At 64.0% G+C, this 14,002-nt stretch carries 11 protein-coding genes; 5 read left to right on the top strand and 6 right to left on the bottom strand.

Annotation, left to right across the window (positions count from 1 at the left end; genetic code table 11):
• Nucleotides 1-72 precede the first annotated feature (72 nt).
• The 4 genes from AX284_RS04325 to AX284_RS04310 form a co-directional block, all read right to left on the bottom strand.
• Nucleotides 73-1,665 carry an ABC transporter substrate-binding protein gene (locus tag AX284_RS04325; RefSeq protein WP_064307245.1) on the bottom strand — a complete coding sequence of 531 codons (1,593 nt, stop codon included), beginning with the start codon at nucleotides 1,663-1,665 and terminating at the stop codon, nucleotides 73-75.
• 37 nt (nucleotides 1,666-1,702) lie between these two features.
• Entirely contained in the window at nucleotides 1,703-3,301 is a 1,599-nt protein-coding gene (locus AX284_RS04320) for an ABC transporter substrate-binding protein (protein ID WP_068383752.1), read from the bottom strand.
• A gap of 70 nt (nucleotides 3,302-3,371) precedes the next feature.
• Nucleotides 3,372-4,970, bottom strand: coding sequence for an ABC transporter substrate-binding protein (locus tag AX284_RS04315; protein ID WP_068383750.1), 1,599 nt, complete (start codon nucleotides 4,968-4,970; stop codon nucleotides 3,372-3,374).
• 246 nt (nucleotides 4,971-5,216) lie between these two features.
• Nucleotides 5,217-5,924, bottom strand: a complete 708-nt coding sequence (locus AX284_RS04310) for an SIMPL domain-containing protein (protein WP_017642394.1) — start codon at nucleotides 5,922-5,924, stop codon at nucleotides 5,217-5,219.
• A gap of 178 nt (nucleotides 5,925-6,102) precedes the next feature.
• On the opposite strand from AX284_RS04310, the gene AX284_RS04305 reads away from it, so the two are divergent.
• From AX284_RS04305 to kdgD, 5 genes are all read left to right on the top strand, one after another.
• Nucleotides 6,103-7,362, top strand: coding sequence for an ATP-binding protein (locus tag AX284_RS04305; RefSeq protein ID WP_017642393.1), 1,260 nt, complete (start codon nucleotides 6,103-6,105; stop codon nucleotides 7,360-7,362).
• Nucleotides 7,363-7,378: 16 nt separating this feature from the next.
• The gene (locus tag AX284_RS04300; protein WP_017642392.1) at nucleotides 7,379-7,939 is read left to right on the top strand and encodes a response regulator transcription factor; all 561 of its coding nucleotides are present in this window, start codon (nucleotides 7,379-7,381) and stop codon (nucleotides 7,937-7,939) included.
• Between the two features lie 122 nt (nucleotides 7,940-8,061).
• Nucleotides 8,062-9,795, top strand: coding sequence for an ABC transporter ATP-binding protein/permease (locus AX284_RS04295; protein ID WP_068383748.1), 1,734 nt, complete (start codon nucleotides 8,062-8,064; stop codon nucleotides 9,793-9,795).
• A gap of 83 nt (nucleotides 9,796-9,878) precedes the next feature.
• Nucleotides 9,879-10,631 carry a FadR/GntR family transcriptional regulator gene (locus tag AX284_RS04290; RefSeq protein WP_026083998.1) on the top strand — a complete coding sequence of 251 codons (753 nt, stop codon included), beginning with the start codon at nucleotides 9,879-9,881 and terminating at the stop codon, nucleotides 10,629-10,631.
• A gap of 133 nt (nucleotides 10,632-10,764) precedes the next feature.
• Complete coding sequence (gene kdgD, locus AX284_RS04285; RefSeq protein ID WP_017642389.1) at nucleotides 10,765-11,676, top strand: 5-dehydro-4-deoxyglucarate dehydratase; 912 nt, start codon at nucleotides 10,765-10,767, stop codon at nucleotides 11,674-11,676.
• A 389-nt stretch (nucleotides 11,677-12,065) separates the two neighbouring features.
• On the opposite strand, the gene AX284_RS04280 is transcribed toward kdgD, so the two are convergent.
• Together AX284_RS04280 and gatB are read right to left on the bottom strand one after the other, a co-directional pair.
• The gene (locus AX284_RS04280; protein WP_068383746.1) at nucleotides 12,066-12,464 is read right to left on the bottom strand and encodes a septal ring lytic transglycosylase RlpA family protein; all 399 of its coding nucleotides are present in this window, start codon (nucleotides 12,462-12,464) and stop codon (nucleotides 12,066-12,068) included.
• A gap of 89 nt (nucleotides 12,465-12,553) precedes the next feature.
• Complete coding sequence (gatB, locus tag AX284_RS04275) at nucleotides 12,554-14,002, bottom strand: Asp-tRNA(Asn)/Glu-tRNA(Gln) amidotransferase subunit GatB (protein WP_017642387.1); 1,449 nt, start codon at nucleotides 14,000-14,002, stop codon at nucleotides 12,554-12,556.

The following is a 14,002-nucleotide window of genomic DNA, read 5'->3' as shown; positions in this document are numbered from 1 at the left end:
AACACGGCGCGAGACGGGAAAGGTCGAGGGGCGGGCCGCCCGGGCCCGATCGTTTACGGCATCAGCTGCCGATCAATCGAGGGTCACCGTGGAGAAGTCGTAGACCCCCAGCGGACTCTGCACATAGCCCTGCACCTTGGGCTGCAGGACGTCGGTGAACAGCGGGTGCGCCAGCGGAATCCAGGGCATCTGCTGGTGGAAGATCTGCTGCGCCTGCTCATACAGCGCCGTGCGCTGGGCCGGGTCATTGATGCGCTTGGCCTTTTCGATGGCATCGTTGAAGGCCTTGTCGCACCAGAAGGCGCGGTTCTCGCCACTTTCAGTCGCAGCGCAGCTCAGGTTGGTGGTGAGGAAGTTGTCCGGATCGCCGTTGTCGCCGGTCCAGCTCATCATCATCAGGTCGTGCTCGCCGGCCTTGGTGCGCTTGACGAATTCGCCCCACTCGAACTGGGTGATTTCGGCCTTGATGCCGATCTTGGCCAGGTCACCCTGGATCAGCTGGGCCACCAGGGCCGGACTGCCGCCAGGGCCGCTGCCGGTGCTGATGTAGTACTTGAGGGTGAGGCCGTCGGCGTAGCCGGCTTCCTTGAGCAGCGCCTTGGCTTTTTCCACATCATGGGGCCAGGGCTTGATGTCCTTGGCGTAGCCCAGCAGCGAAGATGGATAGGGGTTGATCGCCGCCTTGGCACCGCCTTCGCCGAACACCGTCTTCAGGTAGTTCTGCTGATCGAAGGCCATGGCGATGGCCTGGCGGACCCGTACGTCGCTCAGCGCCTTGTGCCGGGTGTTCATCGCCAGGAAGGAGGTGGTCTGGCTTTCCACCTGGGCCAGCTTGAGGCTCTTGTCCTGCTTGAGCATCGGTACGTCCTGCGGTTTGACCGTCAGGCCGATCTGGCACTCGTTGTTGCGCACCCGCTGGATGCGCACATTGGGATCCAGGGTCACCGCCAGCACCAGGCCATCCATCTGCGGCTTCTTGCCGAAGTAGTCCGGATTGACCTTGTAGCGGGTATTGGAATCCTTGGCATAGCGCTGGAAGACGAAGGGACCGGTGCCGATGGGCTTCTGGTTGATGTCGTCGGTCTTCTTGCTGGCCAGCAGGCTGTCGGCGTATTCCTTGGACAGGATCGAGCCGAAGGCCATGGCCAGGTCGGCGAGGAAGGGCGCCTCGGGCTGGTTGAGGGTGAAGCGCACATGGCTGTCGTCCACCTTGTCGATGGACTTGATCAGGGTGCCCATCTCCATGGCCGCGGCATAGGGATAGCCGCTGGGGGAGAGGTTGTACCAGGGATTGTTCTTGTCGAGCATGCGCTCGAAGCTGAACACCACGTCGTCGGCGTTGAAGTCGCGGCTGGGCTTGAAGTAGTCGGTGGTGTGGAATTTCACCCCCTGGCGCAGGGCGAAGGTGTATTGCAGGCCATCGGCGGAGACCTCCCAGCTTTCGGCCAGGCCCGGCTCCAGCTCGGCGGTGCCCTGCTTGAATTCCACCAGGCGGTTGTACAGCGGCGTGGCCGAGGCGTTGAAGGTGTAGCCCGAGGTGTAGCGGCCTGGATCGAAGCCTTCCGGATTGGCCTCGGTGCAGACCACCAGGGGCCGCGCCAGGGCGGCGTTGGCCGTCAGGCAGAGGAGGGCGGCGAGAGACAGCGAGAATAGCGGTTTGGACACGGAAGGCTCCTCGTAAAGGCCCGCGGGCCGGACAGGATCAGCGGTCGAGGCTTACGCCATAGAAACCGGTGACACCGAAGGGGTTGATCTTGAAGCCCTGCACCTCTTTGCGCATGGGCTGGGACACCACCGAATGGGCCATGGGGCTCACCGGCATCTGCTGGCGAATGAGCTGTTGCGCCTGCTCGTAGAGACGGGTGCGCTCGGCGCGATCGTTGCTGGTCTTGGCCTGCTGGATCAGGGCGTCGTAGTCCTTGTCGCACCAGCGCGCATAGTTGCTGCCGCCGATGGCGCTGCAGCCATAGAGCACGCCCAGCCAGTTGTCTGGATCACCGTTGTCGCCGGTCCAGCCATAGGTCAGGACGTCGTGTTCGCCGGCCTTGGCTCTCTTGATGTACTCGCCCCATTCGTAGCTGACGATCCTGGCCTTGATGCCTACCTTGGCCCAGTCCTGCTGGATCATCTGCGCCGACTGGCGGGCGTTGGGGTTGGAAGAGCGCTGCACGGTCATGGCCCAGAGGGCGATCTCGGTGCCGTCCTTGATCCCGGCTTGCTTGAGCAGCGCGCGGGCCTTGGTCGGATCATAGGGCGCGCCCTTGATCTGCTTGTCGTAGGACCACTGGTTGGGCGGGATCACGTTCTGCGCGACTTGGCCGGCCCCCTGGAACACGGTATCGACGATGGCCTGCTTGTTGATGGCCATGTCCAGCGCGCGCCGCACATCGGGCTTGTCCAGCGGCGGGTGCTGGACGTTGTAGGCGAGGAAGCCGACGTTGAAACCTGGCTGCTGCAGCACCTTGAGATGAGGATCCTGCTTCATCTCCACCAGATCCGCCGGGCGCGCATAGCCGCTGACCTGGCACTCGTTGGCCTTGAGCTTCTGCAGGCGGGTAGCGGCATCGGGGGTGATGGCGAAGATCAGGTTGTCGAGCTTGACGTCCTCAGGCTTCCAGTAGTCTGGATTGCCCTTGAAGCGGATCACCGCATCCTTCTGGTAGCGGCTGAAGACGAAGGGCCCGGTGCCGATGGGCTGCTGGTTGAGCAGTTCCGGCTTGCCTTCCTTGAGCAGCTGCGCGGCGTACTCGGCCGATTGAATGGAGGCGAAGCTCATGGCCAGGTCGGCGGCGAAAGCGGCATCGACCTTGTTCAGGGTGAAGACCACGGTGTGGTCATCGACCTTGGCCACGTTGGCGATGTTCTGGTCCAGCCCCATGTCGGTGAAGTAGGGGAACTCCGTGGGATAGGCCTTACGGAACGGCTGCTCCTTGTCGAGCATGCGCTGGAAGGTGAAGACCACGTCGTCGGCAGTGAAGTCGCGTGTGGGCTTGAAGTAGTCGGTGGTGTGGAATTTCACGCCCTGGCGCAGGTGGAAGGTATAGGTCTTGCCATCCGCGCTCACGTCCCACTGGGTCGCCAGGCCCGGCTCCAGGGTGGTGCCGCCGCGCTGGAACTGCACCAGGCGGTTGAAGACCGTTTCCGCCGAGGCGTCGAATTCGGTGCCCGAGGTGTATTGCGCGGGATCGAAACCGGCCGGGCTGGCTTCCGAGCAGTAGACGAGATTGCTCGCGGCCTGGGCCAGGGGAGCGCAGGCGAGCAGGCTCGCCGCCAGCAGCGAGTAGGCGTAGGGAAGGCGCATGGGTCTCACTCCATCAGTCAAATGAACGGCCAGGGCCGGGAGTCTGGCTCCCGACCCTGGCCAAGAGGCTTCACTTGCTGACGCTGACGCCGTAGAACTGGTTCAGTCCGAAGGGGCTGATCTTGAAGCCCTGGACCTCTTTGCGCATGGGCATATAGAGGGTCGAATGGGCGATGGGCGCCAGCGGGCGCTGCTCCATGATGACCTTCTGAGCCTGCTGGTAGAGCTCGGTACGCTTGGCTTGGTCGGTGGTGCGCTTGGCAGCCTGGATCAGATCCTCGTAGGGCTTGTAGCACCACATGGAGAAGTTGTTGCCACCGACCGCGTCGCAGCCGAAGTTGGTGCCCAACCAGTTGTCCGGGTCACCGTTGTCGCCACTCCAGCCGATCAACAGGCTGTCGTGCTCGCCGTTATGGGCACGCTTGATGTACTCGCCCCATTCGTAGCTGACGATCCTGGCCTTGACGCCGACCTTGGACCAATCCTGCTGGATCATCTCGGCCATCAGGCGAGCATTGGGGTTATAAGGCCGTTGCACCGGCATGGCCCAGAGGGTGATCTCGGTGCCTTCCTTGACGCCTGCCTTCTCAAGCATGGCCTTGGCCTTGGCAGGATCGTAGGGCACCGCTTTGATCGAGGTGTCATAGGACCACTGGGTCGGCGGCATGGCATTGACCGCTTCCTGACCGGCGCCCTGGTAGACGGTGTCGATAATGGCCTTCTTGTTGATAGCCATGTCCAGCGCCTGGCGCACCTCGACCTTGTCCAGCGGCGCGTGCTTGACGTTGAAGCCCAGCCAACCTTCGTTGAAGCCGGGCTGCGACGGCATCTGCAGGTTGGCGTCCTTCTTCAGACCTTCCAGGTCGGCCGGGCGCGGGTAGGCGGTGATCTGGCACTCGCCGGCCTTGAGTTTCTGGATGCGTACGGAAGGATCGGTGTTGATGGAGAAGATCAGGTTGTCCACCTTGGGGCCGTCTTCCTTGTCCCAGTAGCTGGGGTTGGCCTTGTAACGGATCACCGCATCCTTCTGGTAGCGGCTGAAGACGAAGGGACCGGTACCGATGGGCTTCTGGTTGATCTCGGCAGCCTTGCCGGCCTTGAGTAGCTGATTGGCGTACTCGGCGGAAAGGATCGAAGCGAAGGGCATGGCGACATTCTGCAGGAAGGCCGCGTCGACGTCGTTCAGGGTGAAACGCACGCTGTGCTCATCGACCTTCTCGACCTTGGCGATGTTCTTGTCCAGGCCCATGTCGGTGAAGTAGGGGAACTCGGTGGGATAGGCCTTACGGAACGGCTGGTTCTTGTCCAGCATGCGCTGGAAGGTGAAGACCACGTCATCGGCATTGAAGTCGCGGGTCGGCTTGAAGTAGTCGGTGGTATGGAACTTCACGCCCTGGCGCAGATGGAAGGTGTAGGTCTTGCTGTCCGGGCTGATGTCCCAGCTTTCGGCCAGGCCAGGCTTGACCTGGGTGCCGCCGCGCTCGAACTGCACCAGTTCGTTGAACACGGTCTCGGCCGAGGCGTCCCAGTCGGTGCCAGTGGTGTATTGCGCCGGATCGAAGCCGGCGGGGCTGCCTTCGGAGCAGAACACCAGGTTGGCCGCCTGGGCCAGGGGTGCGCCGGCCAGCAGACCGGAAGCGAAGAGGGCAGCGAGTACGTTCTTGTGCATGGAGACCTCATGTCGGGGACGGCGCAACACGATGTGGCGTTGCGAAACAGAATGCCGGTGTCTTGTGGACAAATGAGCCCACATGCACAGCTTATGCCCATGTCCATAGCTCAGGCGAGCTATTGACCCAAGGTGACCCAAACACAAAACAGATGTCGCAAAGATGTAAGACGAGGTGTCGCAACTAGAAATCGGTGCGCACCAAAAGTGCGCACCGAGACAGCATTGTTACTTTTCTGCACTAGATCAGGGCATCTGTACTTCGATGGTACCGCCTGCCGTCACTTCGACAGTGGTCGTGCCCGGGGCGACGTCAGGGGTCACGGCATCACTGGCGGCCTTCATCGCCGACATGCGCAGCATCGGCAGCGGCTGGGGAACACCGCTGGTGCCCAGGTCCAGATTGACGATGCGATAGCCCGAGCCACCCAGGGCCTCGGTGGCCAGTTGGGCGCGTGCCTTGAAGGCGGCCACGGCGTCCTTGAACAGGGCGTCCTCCTGCTGCTTGCGGGTGCCGTCGGCGATGGTGAATTGCAGATTGCCCATCTTCAGGCTGCCCAGCAGTTCGCCGGTCAGCTTGGACAGGGCGGCGAAGTCGGCGCTTTCCAGGCGCAGTTCACCGCGCTCGCGCCAGGCGTTGATCGCCCGGCCCTGGTCTTCGTAGACCGGATAGGTGTTGCGATTGCCCAGGGAGACGTCCACGCCTTTGACCTTGCGTGCCTGTTCCAGGGCCGCGTTGAGGGTCTTGGTGGTGTCGCTGGCCAGGGCCGCGGGATCCTGGCCCTGGCTTTCGGTATAGAGCATGACCTGCATGCGGTCGCGCGGCACTTCACGACTGACCTCGGCCCTCAGGCTGATCTGGTTGTAGCGCGGTTCGTCGGCCTGGACGCCGGTGGCGAGCAGGGCACTGAACAGGGCGGCGCCCAGCGCGAGCGGGCGTAGGGAAGGGGTCATGGTGTTCTCCTGATTGGCGGTACGACAGCGGTGTGACCTCAGACCCGCCGGTTGGTGCGTCGCTTTGCCGCGTCGGCGGCTGAGGGCGAACGGCTCTCGCTATAATGGCGAGTCTGCTCTGACGGGCAGGCCCGCCAGGGGCTGCCGTCTCGATCGTTTCTTGCGCCTGGAACCTCGCATGTTCTCCTTGCCCGTTCAATGGTTGTCCGCCAATCGCCAGAATCTCGGGCGCCTGGTGCTTATCCGCGTGCTGGTGCTGGCCGCCCAGGCCGGCTCGGTCGGCATCGCCCGGCTGTCGGGCATCGTCCAGCTGCCCTGGACGGCCCTGGCCATCACCCTGGGCGTCTCCGCGGTGCTCTGCCTGTTCGCCGCCCTGCGGCTGACCCGCCCCTGGCCGGTCACCGAGCAGGAATATGCCGCGCACCTGGGCTGCGACCTGGCCATCCACAGCGCCCTGTTGTATTTCGCCGGAGGTCCGACCAACCCCTTCGCCTCCTATTACCTGGTGCCCCTGACCATCGCCGCGGCCACGCTGCCCTGGCTCTACACCCTGGTGCTGGCGGCCCTGACCCTGGTGGTCTTCTCGCTGATGCTGCTCTCCTACGAGCCGCTGCATCTGCTGGTGGCCAACGACGGTGCGGTGCTCAGCTACGGCATGTGGCTGAGCTTCGCCCTGTCCGCCGCCGTCATCACCCTGTTCGTCGCGAGGATGGCCACTGCCCTGCGCGAGCAGGAAAATCTGCAGGCCCAGCGCCGCGAGCAAGCCATGCGCGACCAGCAACTGCTGGCGGTGGCCACCCAGGCCGCGGGCGCTGCCCACGAACTGGGCACGCCGCTGTCCACCATGAGCGTGCTGCTCAAGGAATTGCAGCAGGAGCATGCCAATCAGCCGACCCTGAGCGAGGACCTCAAGCTGTTGCAGGCGCAGGTCGGCCAGTGCAAGCAGACCCTGCAGCAACTGGTGCGCGCCGCCGAGGCCGACCGCCGGCAGACGGTGCAGGAACAGACCGCCGTGGAGTGGCTGGAGGCGACCATGGATCGCTGGCACCTGATGCGCCCGGAAGCCAGCTACAGTTTCGAGGTGGTGAGTCTGGGCACGCCGCCGCGGCTGACGCCGCCGGTCGAACTTACCCAGGCGCTGCTGAATCTACTCAACAATGCCGCCGACGCCTGCCCGGAAAACCTGGCCATCCGTCTGCACTGGGATGCTCGCGAGCTGTGCCTGTCGATCCGCGACCATGGCGCCGGCGTGCCTCTGGCCATCGCCGAGCAGCTGGGCAAGCCCTTCTTCACCACCAAGGGCAAGGGCTTCGGCCTGGGCCTGTTCCTCAGCCAGGCCAGCGTCACCCGCGCCGGTGGCACGGTGAAGCTCTACAATCACGAAGAAGGCGGCACCCTGACCGAATTGCGCCTGCCGCGGCACTACGCCCTGGCGTGAATGCCTGGAGAATTCTATGACTGACGACCTCAACAGCGGTTTCGACGACCAGCCCCATATCCTGCTGGTCGACGACGACCCTACCTTTACCCGGGTGATGGCCCGCGCCATGGACCGTCGCGGCCTGCGCGTGTCCATCGCCGACAGCGCCGAAGAAGGCCTGCAGCTGGCCAAGGACGACCTGCCGGACTACGCCGTGGTCGACCTGAAGATGGAAGGCGACTCGGGCCTGGTGCTGCTGCCCAAGCTGCTGGAATTGCATCCGGACATGCGCGTGGTCTTGCTGACCGGCTATTCCAGCATCGCCACCGCCGTGGAAGCCATCAAGCGCGGCGCCACCAACTACCTGTGCAAGCCGGCCGATGCCGACGACGTCCTGGCTGCCTTGCTCGCCCAGCACGCCGATCTCGACACCCTGGTACCGGACAATCCCATGTCGGTGGATCGCCTGCAGTGGGAACACATCCAGCGGGTACTGTCCGAGCACGAAGGCAACATCTCCGCGACCGCCCGCGCCTTGGGCATGCACCGCCGGACCCTGCAGCGCAAGCTGCAGAAGCGCCCCGTACGCCGCTGAGCGAGCCTCATCGTCCACCGGCCATGGACGATGAGTGTTACATTGTTTCAGTCAGAATTCGTTCAGGCTTTCCGGCATAGGCTGTGCAGGCGTCTCGTTGAGCAGTCCTTGAGAGTCCGAGCATGTCCGAATCCGCCGTACCCGTGCCCTCCGTCTACGGGGCTTCCCGTGGGCATTTCCTGGCCCGCGTCTGGGCCCTGATCACCCCCTACTGGCGCAGTGAAGAGAAGGGCAAGGCCTGGCTCCTGCTGTCCGTGGTTATCGCCCTGTCCCTGGCCGGGGTCGGCTTGTCCGTGGCCCTGAACACCTGGTATCGCTACTTCTACGATGCCCTGCAGAATCGCGATCTGGCCGCCTTCATCCGGCTGATGCTGTACTTCTGCGGCCTGGCGACCACCGCCATCCTGCTGGCGGTGTACCGGCTGTACCTGACCCAGGCGCTGACCATCAACTGGCGGCGCTGGCTGACCGAAAAGCACTTCGGCCTCTGGCTGTCCGATCGCAACTACTATCAGCTGGAACGCGAGGGTGGTGCCGACAACCCCGACCAGCGCCTCACCGAAGACATCCGCGACTTCGCCGACACCACCCTGAGTCTGGGCCTGGGCTTCATCCGTACCGTGGTCAGCCTGGTGTCCTTCAGCATCATCCTGTTCGGCATCTCCGGCGACATCACCCTGTTCGGCATCACCATCCCGGCCTATATGTTCTGGGCCGCGCTGATCTACGCCACCATCGGTACCTGGCTGACCCACCTCATTGGCCGTCGGCTGATCGGCCTCTATAACCAGCAGCAGCGTTATGAAGCCGACCTGCGCTTCGGCCTGATCCGCGTCCGCGAAAAGGCCGAGAGCGTGGCGTTGTTTCGCGGTGAAGCCAACGAGCACCAGCGTCTGCTGGAGCGCTTCGGCTATGTCTGGGGCAACTACCACCTGGTAATGAACTACACCAAGCGACTGACCTTCTTCACCGCCGGCTACAGCCAGATCGCCATCATCGCCGGCTTCGTCCTGGCGGCGCCGCGTTACTTTTCCGGCAAGATCCAGCTGGGCGATCTGATGCAGATCAACTCGGCCTTCGGCAATGTCCAGGAAAGCCTCAGCTGGTTCGTCGACGCCTACGTCAGCCTGGCGTCCTGGCGCGCCATCTCCGATCGCCTGCTCACCTTCCGCGAGACCATGGCCGAACTGGGCCAGGAATCCGAAGTGCTGGTGCCGCGTGCCGGCGACCAGGACCTGCTGCTGGAGAGCCTCACCCTGAGCGCCGCCGGCCGGCTGCTGCTACACCCCACCGATCTGCGCATCGCCCGTGGTGAGCACCTGCTGATCGAAGGCGCCTCGGGCAGCGGCAAGAGCACCCTGCTGCGCGCCCTGGCCGGACTCTGGCGGCAAGGGCAGGGCGGTATCGCCGTACCGCCGGGGCGTCAGCTGTTCCTGCCGCAGCAACCCTATCTGCCCATCGGCACCCTGCGTGAAGCCCTGGCCTATCCGCAGCCGGCGGATGCCTATTCCGACGAGCGCCTGGCCGCGGTGCTGCATCAATGCCGCCTCGATCACCTGCGCGAGCACCTGGACGAAGCCCGTCATTGGGAGCGCACCCTGTCGCCGGGCGAGCAGCAGCGCGTGGCCCTGGCGCGGGCGCTGCTCTATGCCCCCGACTGGCTGTTCCTCGATGAAGCCAGCTCGGCATTGAGCGAAGCGGACGAACGCGCCCTTTACGAACGCCTGCTGAGCGAGAATCCCGGCCTTACCCTGGTCAGCGTCGGCCATCGTCCGAGTCTGCGCGCCTACCACCGCCGCCACCTGCTGCTGGAGGGACAAGAACTGCGTCCTAGAGCGGTTGGCGAAGTGCCTTGATATGGACTAAGCGGTCTAAATCGGGCGTTTTGGGGAAGGTGGGTGCTATGATTCCGGAGTTACTTCAATTGGTACGAAAATCCATGTCAGCACCCACCGTATCCCGCCCCCGAAAAAGACCCCGTAGCCTGGCAGAAGAGGTCGTCGGGGTGCTGATTCAGCAGATCGGCGATGGCCAGTTCCAGCCCGGCGACAAGCTTCCCACCGAGTCGGCCATCATGCAGGCCCAGGGCGTGAGCCGCACCGTGGTGCGCGAGGCCATTTCCCGACTGCAGGCCGGTGGCTATGTGGAGACTCGCCACGGCATCGGCACCTTCGTGCTGGAGCGGCGCCCCGAGTCGCCGCTGCCGATCGATCCGGCCACCATCACCACCCTCAAGGACGTGCTGGCGATGCTCGAATTGCGCATCAGCCTGGAAGTCGAGGCCGCCGGTCTGGCCGCCCAGCGCCGCTCGGCCGAGCAACTGCAGGCCATGTGGGCATTGCTGGAAGCCATGCGCACCGGCGTCGAAGAGCCTGATCGCGCGGTGAGCGCCGACCTGGAGCTGCACCTGCTGATCGCCAGCTCGACCGGCAATCGCTATTTCAGCGACATCATGAGCTACCTAGGCACGGTGCTGATTCCCCGGACCCGCCTCAATTCCGCCTATCTCGCCCACGATGACCAGCAGCTCTACCAGCGTCGTCTGGATGCGGAGCACGAAGCCATCGTCCAGGCCATCGAAGACGGCAACTTGGAAGCGGCTCGCGCCGCCATGCGGCTGCACCTGAGCAACAGTCGAGAGCGTCTGAGACGCGCTCACGAAGAAATGGAGCGTCAGGCGGAAGAGGTCTGAAACAGGGCTGGAGCGTCTTAAGGAGCATTTTTCTGGTTGGGGCTTGCCCCTTCCATAAAAGAGGTTGTACGATGACTTACAACAGGTGGCGGACCTGCCGCACCTTAGTCCAACCTATGCCGAGGCACTCAAGATGACTCCACAAGAACTCAAACACGTCCTCTCTTCCGGTCTGCTGTCCTTCCCGCTGACCGACTTCGATGCCAACGGCGACTTCCGTCCCGACACCTATGCCAAGCGCCTGGAGTGGCTGGCCCCCTATGGCGCGACCGCGCTGTTCGCTGCCGGCGGCACCGGTGAATTCTTTTCCCTGGAAGCCAGCGAATACAGCGGCATCATCAAGACCGCCGTGGATACTTGCCAGGGCAGCGTACCGATCCTCGCCGGTGTCGGTGGCTCCACCCGCCAGGCCATCGCCTATGCCCAGGAAGCCGAGCGTCTGGGCGCCAAGGGTCTGCTGCTGCTGCCGCACTACCTCACCGAAGCCAGTCAGGACGGCGTGGCCGCCCATGTCGAAGCCGTCTGCAAGTCGGTCAAGATCGGTGTGGTGGTCTACAACCGCAACGTCTGCCGCCTGCAGCCGCACCATCTGGAGCAACTGGCCGAGCGTTGCCCGAACCTGATCGGCTACAAGGACGGTCTGGGTGACATCGAACTGATGGTCGCCATCCGCCGCCGCCTGGGTGATCGCTTCAGCTACCTGGGTGGCCTGCCCACCGCGGAAGTCTATGCCGCCGCCTACAAGGCGCTGGGTGTTCCGGTCTATTCCTCGGCCGTGTTCAACTTCGTTCCCAAGACCGCCGTGCAATTCTACGAAGCCATCGCCCGTGACGATCATGAGGCGGTCGGCAAGCTGATCGACGACTTCTTCCTGCCGTACCTGGAAATCCGCAACCGTTGCGCCGGCTATGCCGTCAGCATCGTCAAGGCGGGCGCCAAGATCGCTGGCTACGATGCCGGTCCCGTGCGTACCCCGCTGACCGATCTCAAGCAGGACGAATACGAGCAACTGGCGGCACTGATGGACAAGCTCGGTCCGCAGTAACCACGGTTATCTAAGAGCGGCCTCACGGCCTCTCTTCCTGTTGCACAACCCGCGTCCAGTCTCTTGGTCGCGGGCTTTTTTTGTCCGCTTTACCTGAGTGCGGCGGGGTTTGAGGGCGTTAGGGTGTGGGTGCCACGCTGGATTACCCACCACGCCCCGATCCTGGAAAGGGTAGGGCGGCACCTGCCCATACGTGCAAGGTGCAGCCAGAGAATCCCGCCATGAGCGCGGCCCTGTTGTGTCTGGCACTTGCCACGCCGCCTGTGCGTGCCGCCCTGGCCCAGGCAATCAGGTCGGCGCAGCCGTGAGGATTCCGCCATGCCAAGAGGCGCTTCGACCTGCAGCGCGCGGTGGCCGGACTACCCGGCCTGTCGAGCCTAGCGCAATGGTCAGTCCAGGCTGCGGATGCTGACCTTGGAGGTGCCATCGGCCACCATGTCGAGGCGATCGGCCGCACTGCGTGACAGGTCGATCACCCGGCGACGCACCGTCGGGCCGCGATCATTGATGCGGACCACTACGCTGCGACCGTTGGCCAGATTGGTGACCTGGACCCGGGTGCCGAAGGGCAGGGTGCGGTGGGCCGCGGTCAAGGCGGTGGGATCGTACTTCTCGCCGCTGGCGGTGCGGCGACCGGCGTGCCACTTGGAGTAGAAGGACGCCATGCCGGTGTCCTGATAGTCATGGGCCGCGCTGGAGGATAGCGGTGGCGGGAAGCTCTCATGACTGGCGCAACCAGCGAACAGCAGGACCAGCGACAGCAGTCCGGCACGGTGGATCCGATGCATCTCGATGCCTCCTGGCAAAACGACCGGCAGCAGCTTAAGGGGTCGGACCGAGACTGTCAGCCCAGGTCCGTAACCCCGTGCGACTGCCGTCAGCCTTCCAGTTTCTGCTTGAGCAACTGGTTGACCTGGCCGGGGTTGGCCTTGCCCTTGGAAGCCTTCATCGCCTGGCCGACGAAGAAGCCGAACATCTTGCCGCGCTTGGCTTCGTCGCTGGCGCGGTATTGCTCGACCTGGGCGGCGTTGGCCGCCAGGACCTCGTCCAGCATGGCCTCGATGGCGCCGCTGTCGGTGACCTGCTTGAGGCCCTTGGCTTCGATGATGGCATCGGCGCTGGCGCCTTCGCCGGCGGCCAGGGCTTCGAACACCATCTTGGCGATCTTGCCGGAGATGGTGTCGTCCTTGATGCGCAGGATCAGGCCGCCCAGCTGGGCCGCGCTCACCGGTGCCTGGCCGATCTCCAGGTCCTGCTTGTTGAGCAGGCTGGACAGGTCGCCCATCACCCAGTTGGCGGCCAGCTTGGCATCGCCGCTCACCCGCTGGACCTCCTCGAAGTAGTCGGCCAACTCACGGCTGGCGGACAGCACGCTAGCGTCATAGACCGACAGGCCGTATTCGTTCTGGAAGCGATCACGCTTCTCGGTCGGCAGCTCGGGCAGCTGGCTGCGCACCTCGGCCAGGAAGGCCGGCTCGATCACCACCGGCAAGAGATCGGGACAGGGGAAGTAACGGTAGTCGTTGGCTTCTTCCTTGCTCCGCATGGAGCGGGTCTCGTCCTTGTTGGGGTCGTACAGGCGGGTTTCCTGCACCACCTTGCCACCGTCCTCGATCAGTTCGATCTGGCGCTGCACCTCGTGGTTGATGGCCTTTTCGATGAAGCGGAAGGAGTTGACGTTCTTGATCTCGGCACGGGTGCCGAAGGCTTCCTGACCCTTGGGGCGCACCGAGACGTTGCAGTCGCAACGCAGCGAGCCTTCGGCCATGTTGCCGTCGCAGATGCCCAGGTAGCGCACCAGGGCATGGATGGCTTTCACATAGGCCACGGCTTCCTTGGCGCTGCGGATGTCCGGCTCGGAAACGATCTCCAAGAGCGGCGTACCGGCGCGGTTCAGGTCGATGCCGCTCATGCCGTGGAAGTCTTCGTGCAGGCTCTTGCCGGCGTCTTCTTCCAGGTGCGCTCGGGTGATGCCGATGCGCTTGACGGTGCCATCTTCCAGGGTGATGTCCAGGTGGCCCTTGCCAACGATGGGATGATCCATCTGGCTGGTCTGGTAGCCCTTGGGCAGGTCCGGGTAGAAGTAGTTCTTGCGCGCGAAGACGTTGCGCTCGGCGATCTCGGCATCGATGGCCAGGCCGAACTTGCAGGCCATGCGCACGGCCTCGGCGTTGAGCACCGGCAGGGTGCCGGGCATGCCGAGGTCGACCAGGCTGGCGTGGGCGTTGGGCTCGGCGCCGAAACTGGTGGCGCTGCCGGAGAAAATCTTCGATTGGGTGCTGAGCTGAGCGTGGATCTCAAGCCCGATCACGGTTTCCCATTGCAT

It is taken from the genome of Pseudomonas sp. HUK17, assembly GCF_001566765.1.
The sequence above is the reverse complement of the archived record's forward strand: the minus strand, read 5'-3'. Positions and strand labels throughout refer to the sequence as shown.

Bases quoted from the DNA above. Each gene is read 5' to 3' on its own strand.
- AX284_RS04320 (WP_068383752.1), bottom strand. From the start codon at position 3,301: ATGCGCCTTCCCTACGCCTACTCGCTGCTGGCGGCGAGCCTGCTCGCC.
- AX284_RS04315 (WP_068383750.1), bottom strand. From the start codon at position 4,970: ATGCACAAGAACGTACTCGCTGCCCTCTTCGCTTCCGGTCTGCTGGCC.
- AX284_RS04310 (WP_017642394.1), bottom strand. From the start codon at position 5,924: ATGACCCCTTCCCTACGCCCGCTCGCGCTGGGCGCCGCCCTGTTCAGT.
- AX284_RS04305 (WP_017642393.1), top strand. From the start codon at position 6,103: ATGTTCTCCTTGCCCGTTCAATGGTTGTCCGCCAATCGCCAGAATCTC.
- AX284_RS04300 (WP_017642392.1), top strand. From the start codon at position 7,379: ATGACTGACGACCTCAACAGCGGTTTCGACGACCAGCCCCATATCCTG.
- AX284_RS04295 (WP_068383748.1), top strand. From the start codon at position 8,062: ATGTCCGAATCCGCCGTACCCGTGCCCTCCGTCTACGGGGCTTCCCGT.
- AX284_RS04290 (WP_026083998.1), top strand. From the start codon at position 9,879: ATGTCAGCACCCACCGTATCCCGCCCCCGAAAAAGACCCCGTAGCCTG.
- kdgD (WP_017642389.1), top strand. From the start codon at position 10,765: ATGACTCCACAAGAACTCAAACACGTCCTCTCTTCCGGTCTGCTGTCC.
- AX284_RS04280 (WP_068383746.1), bottom strand. From the start codon at position 12,464: ATGCATCGGATCCACCGTGCCGGACTGCTGTCGCTGGTCCTGCTGTTC.
- gatB (WP_017642387.1), bottom strand. From the start codon at position 14,002: ATGCAATGGGAAACCGTGATCGGGCTTGAGATCCACGCTCAGCTCAGC.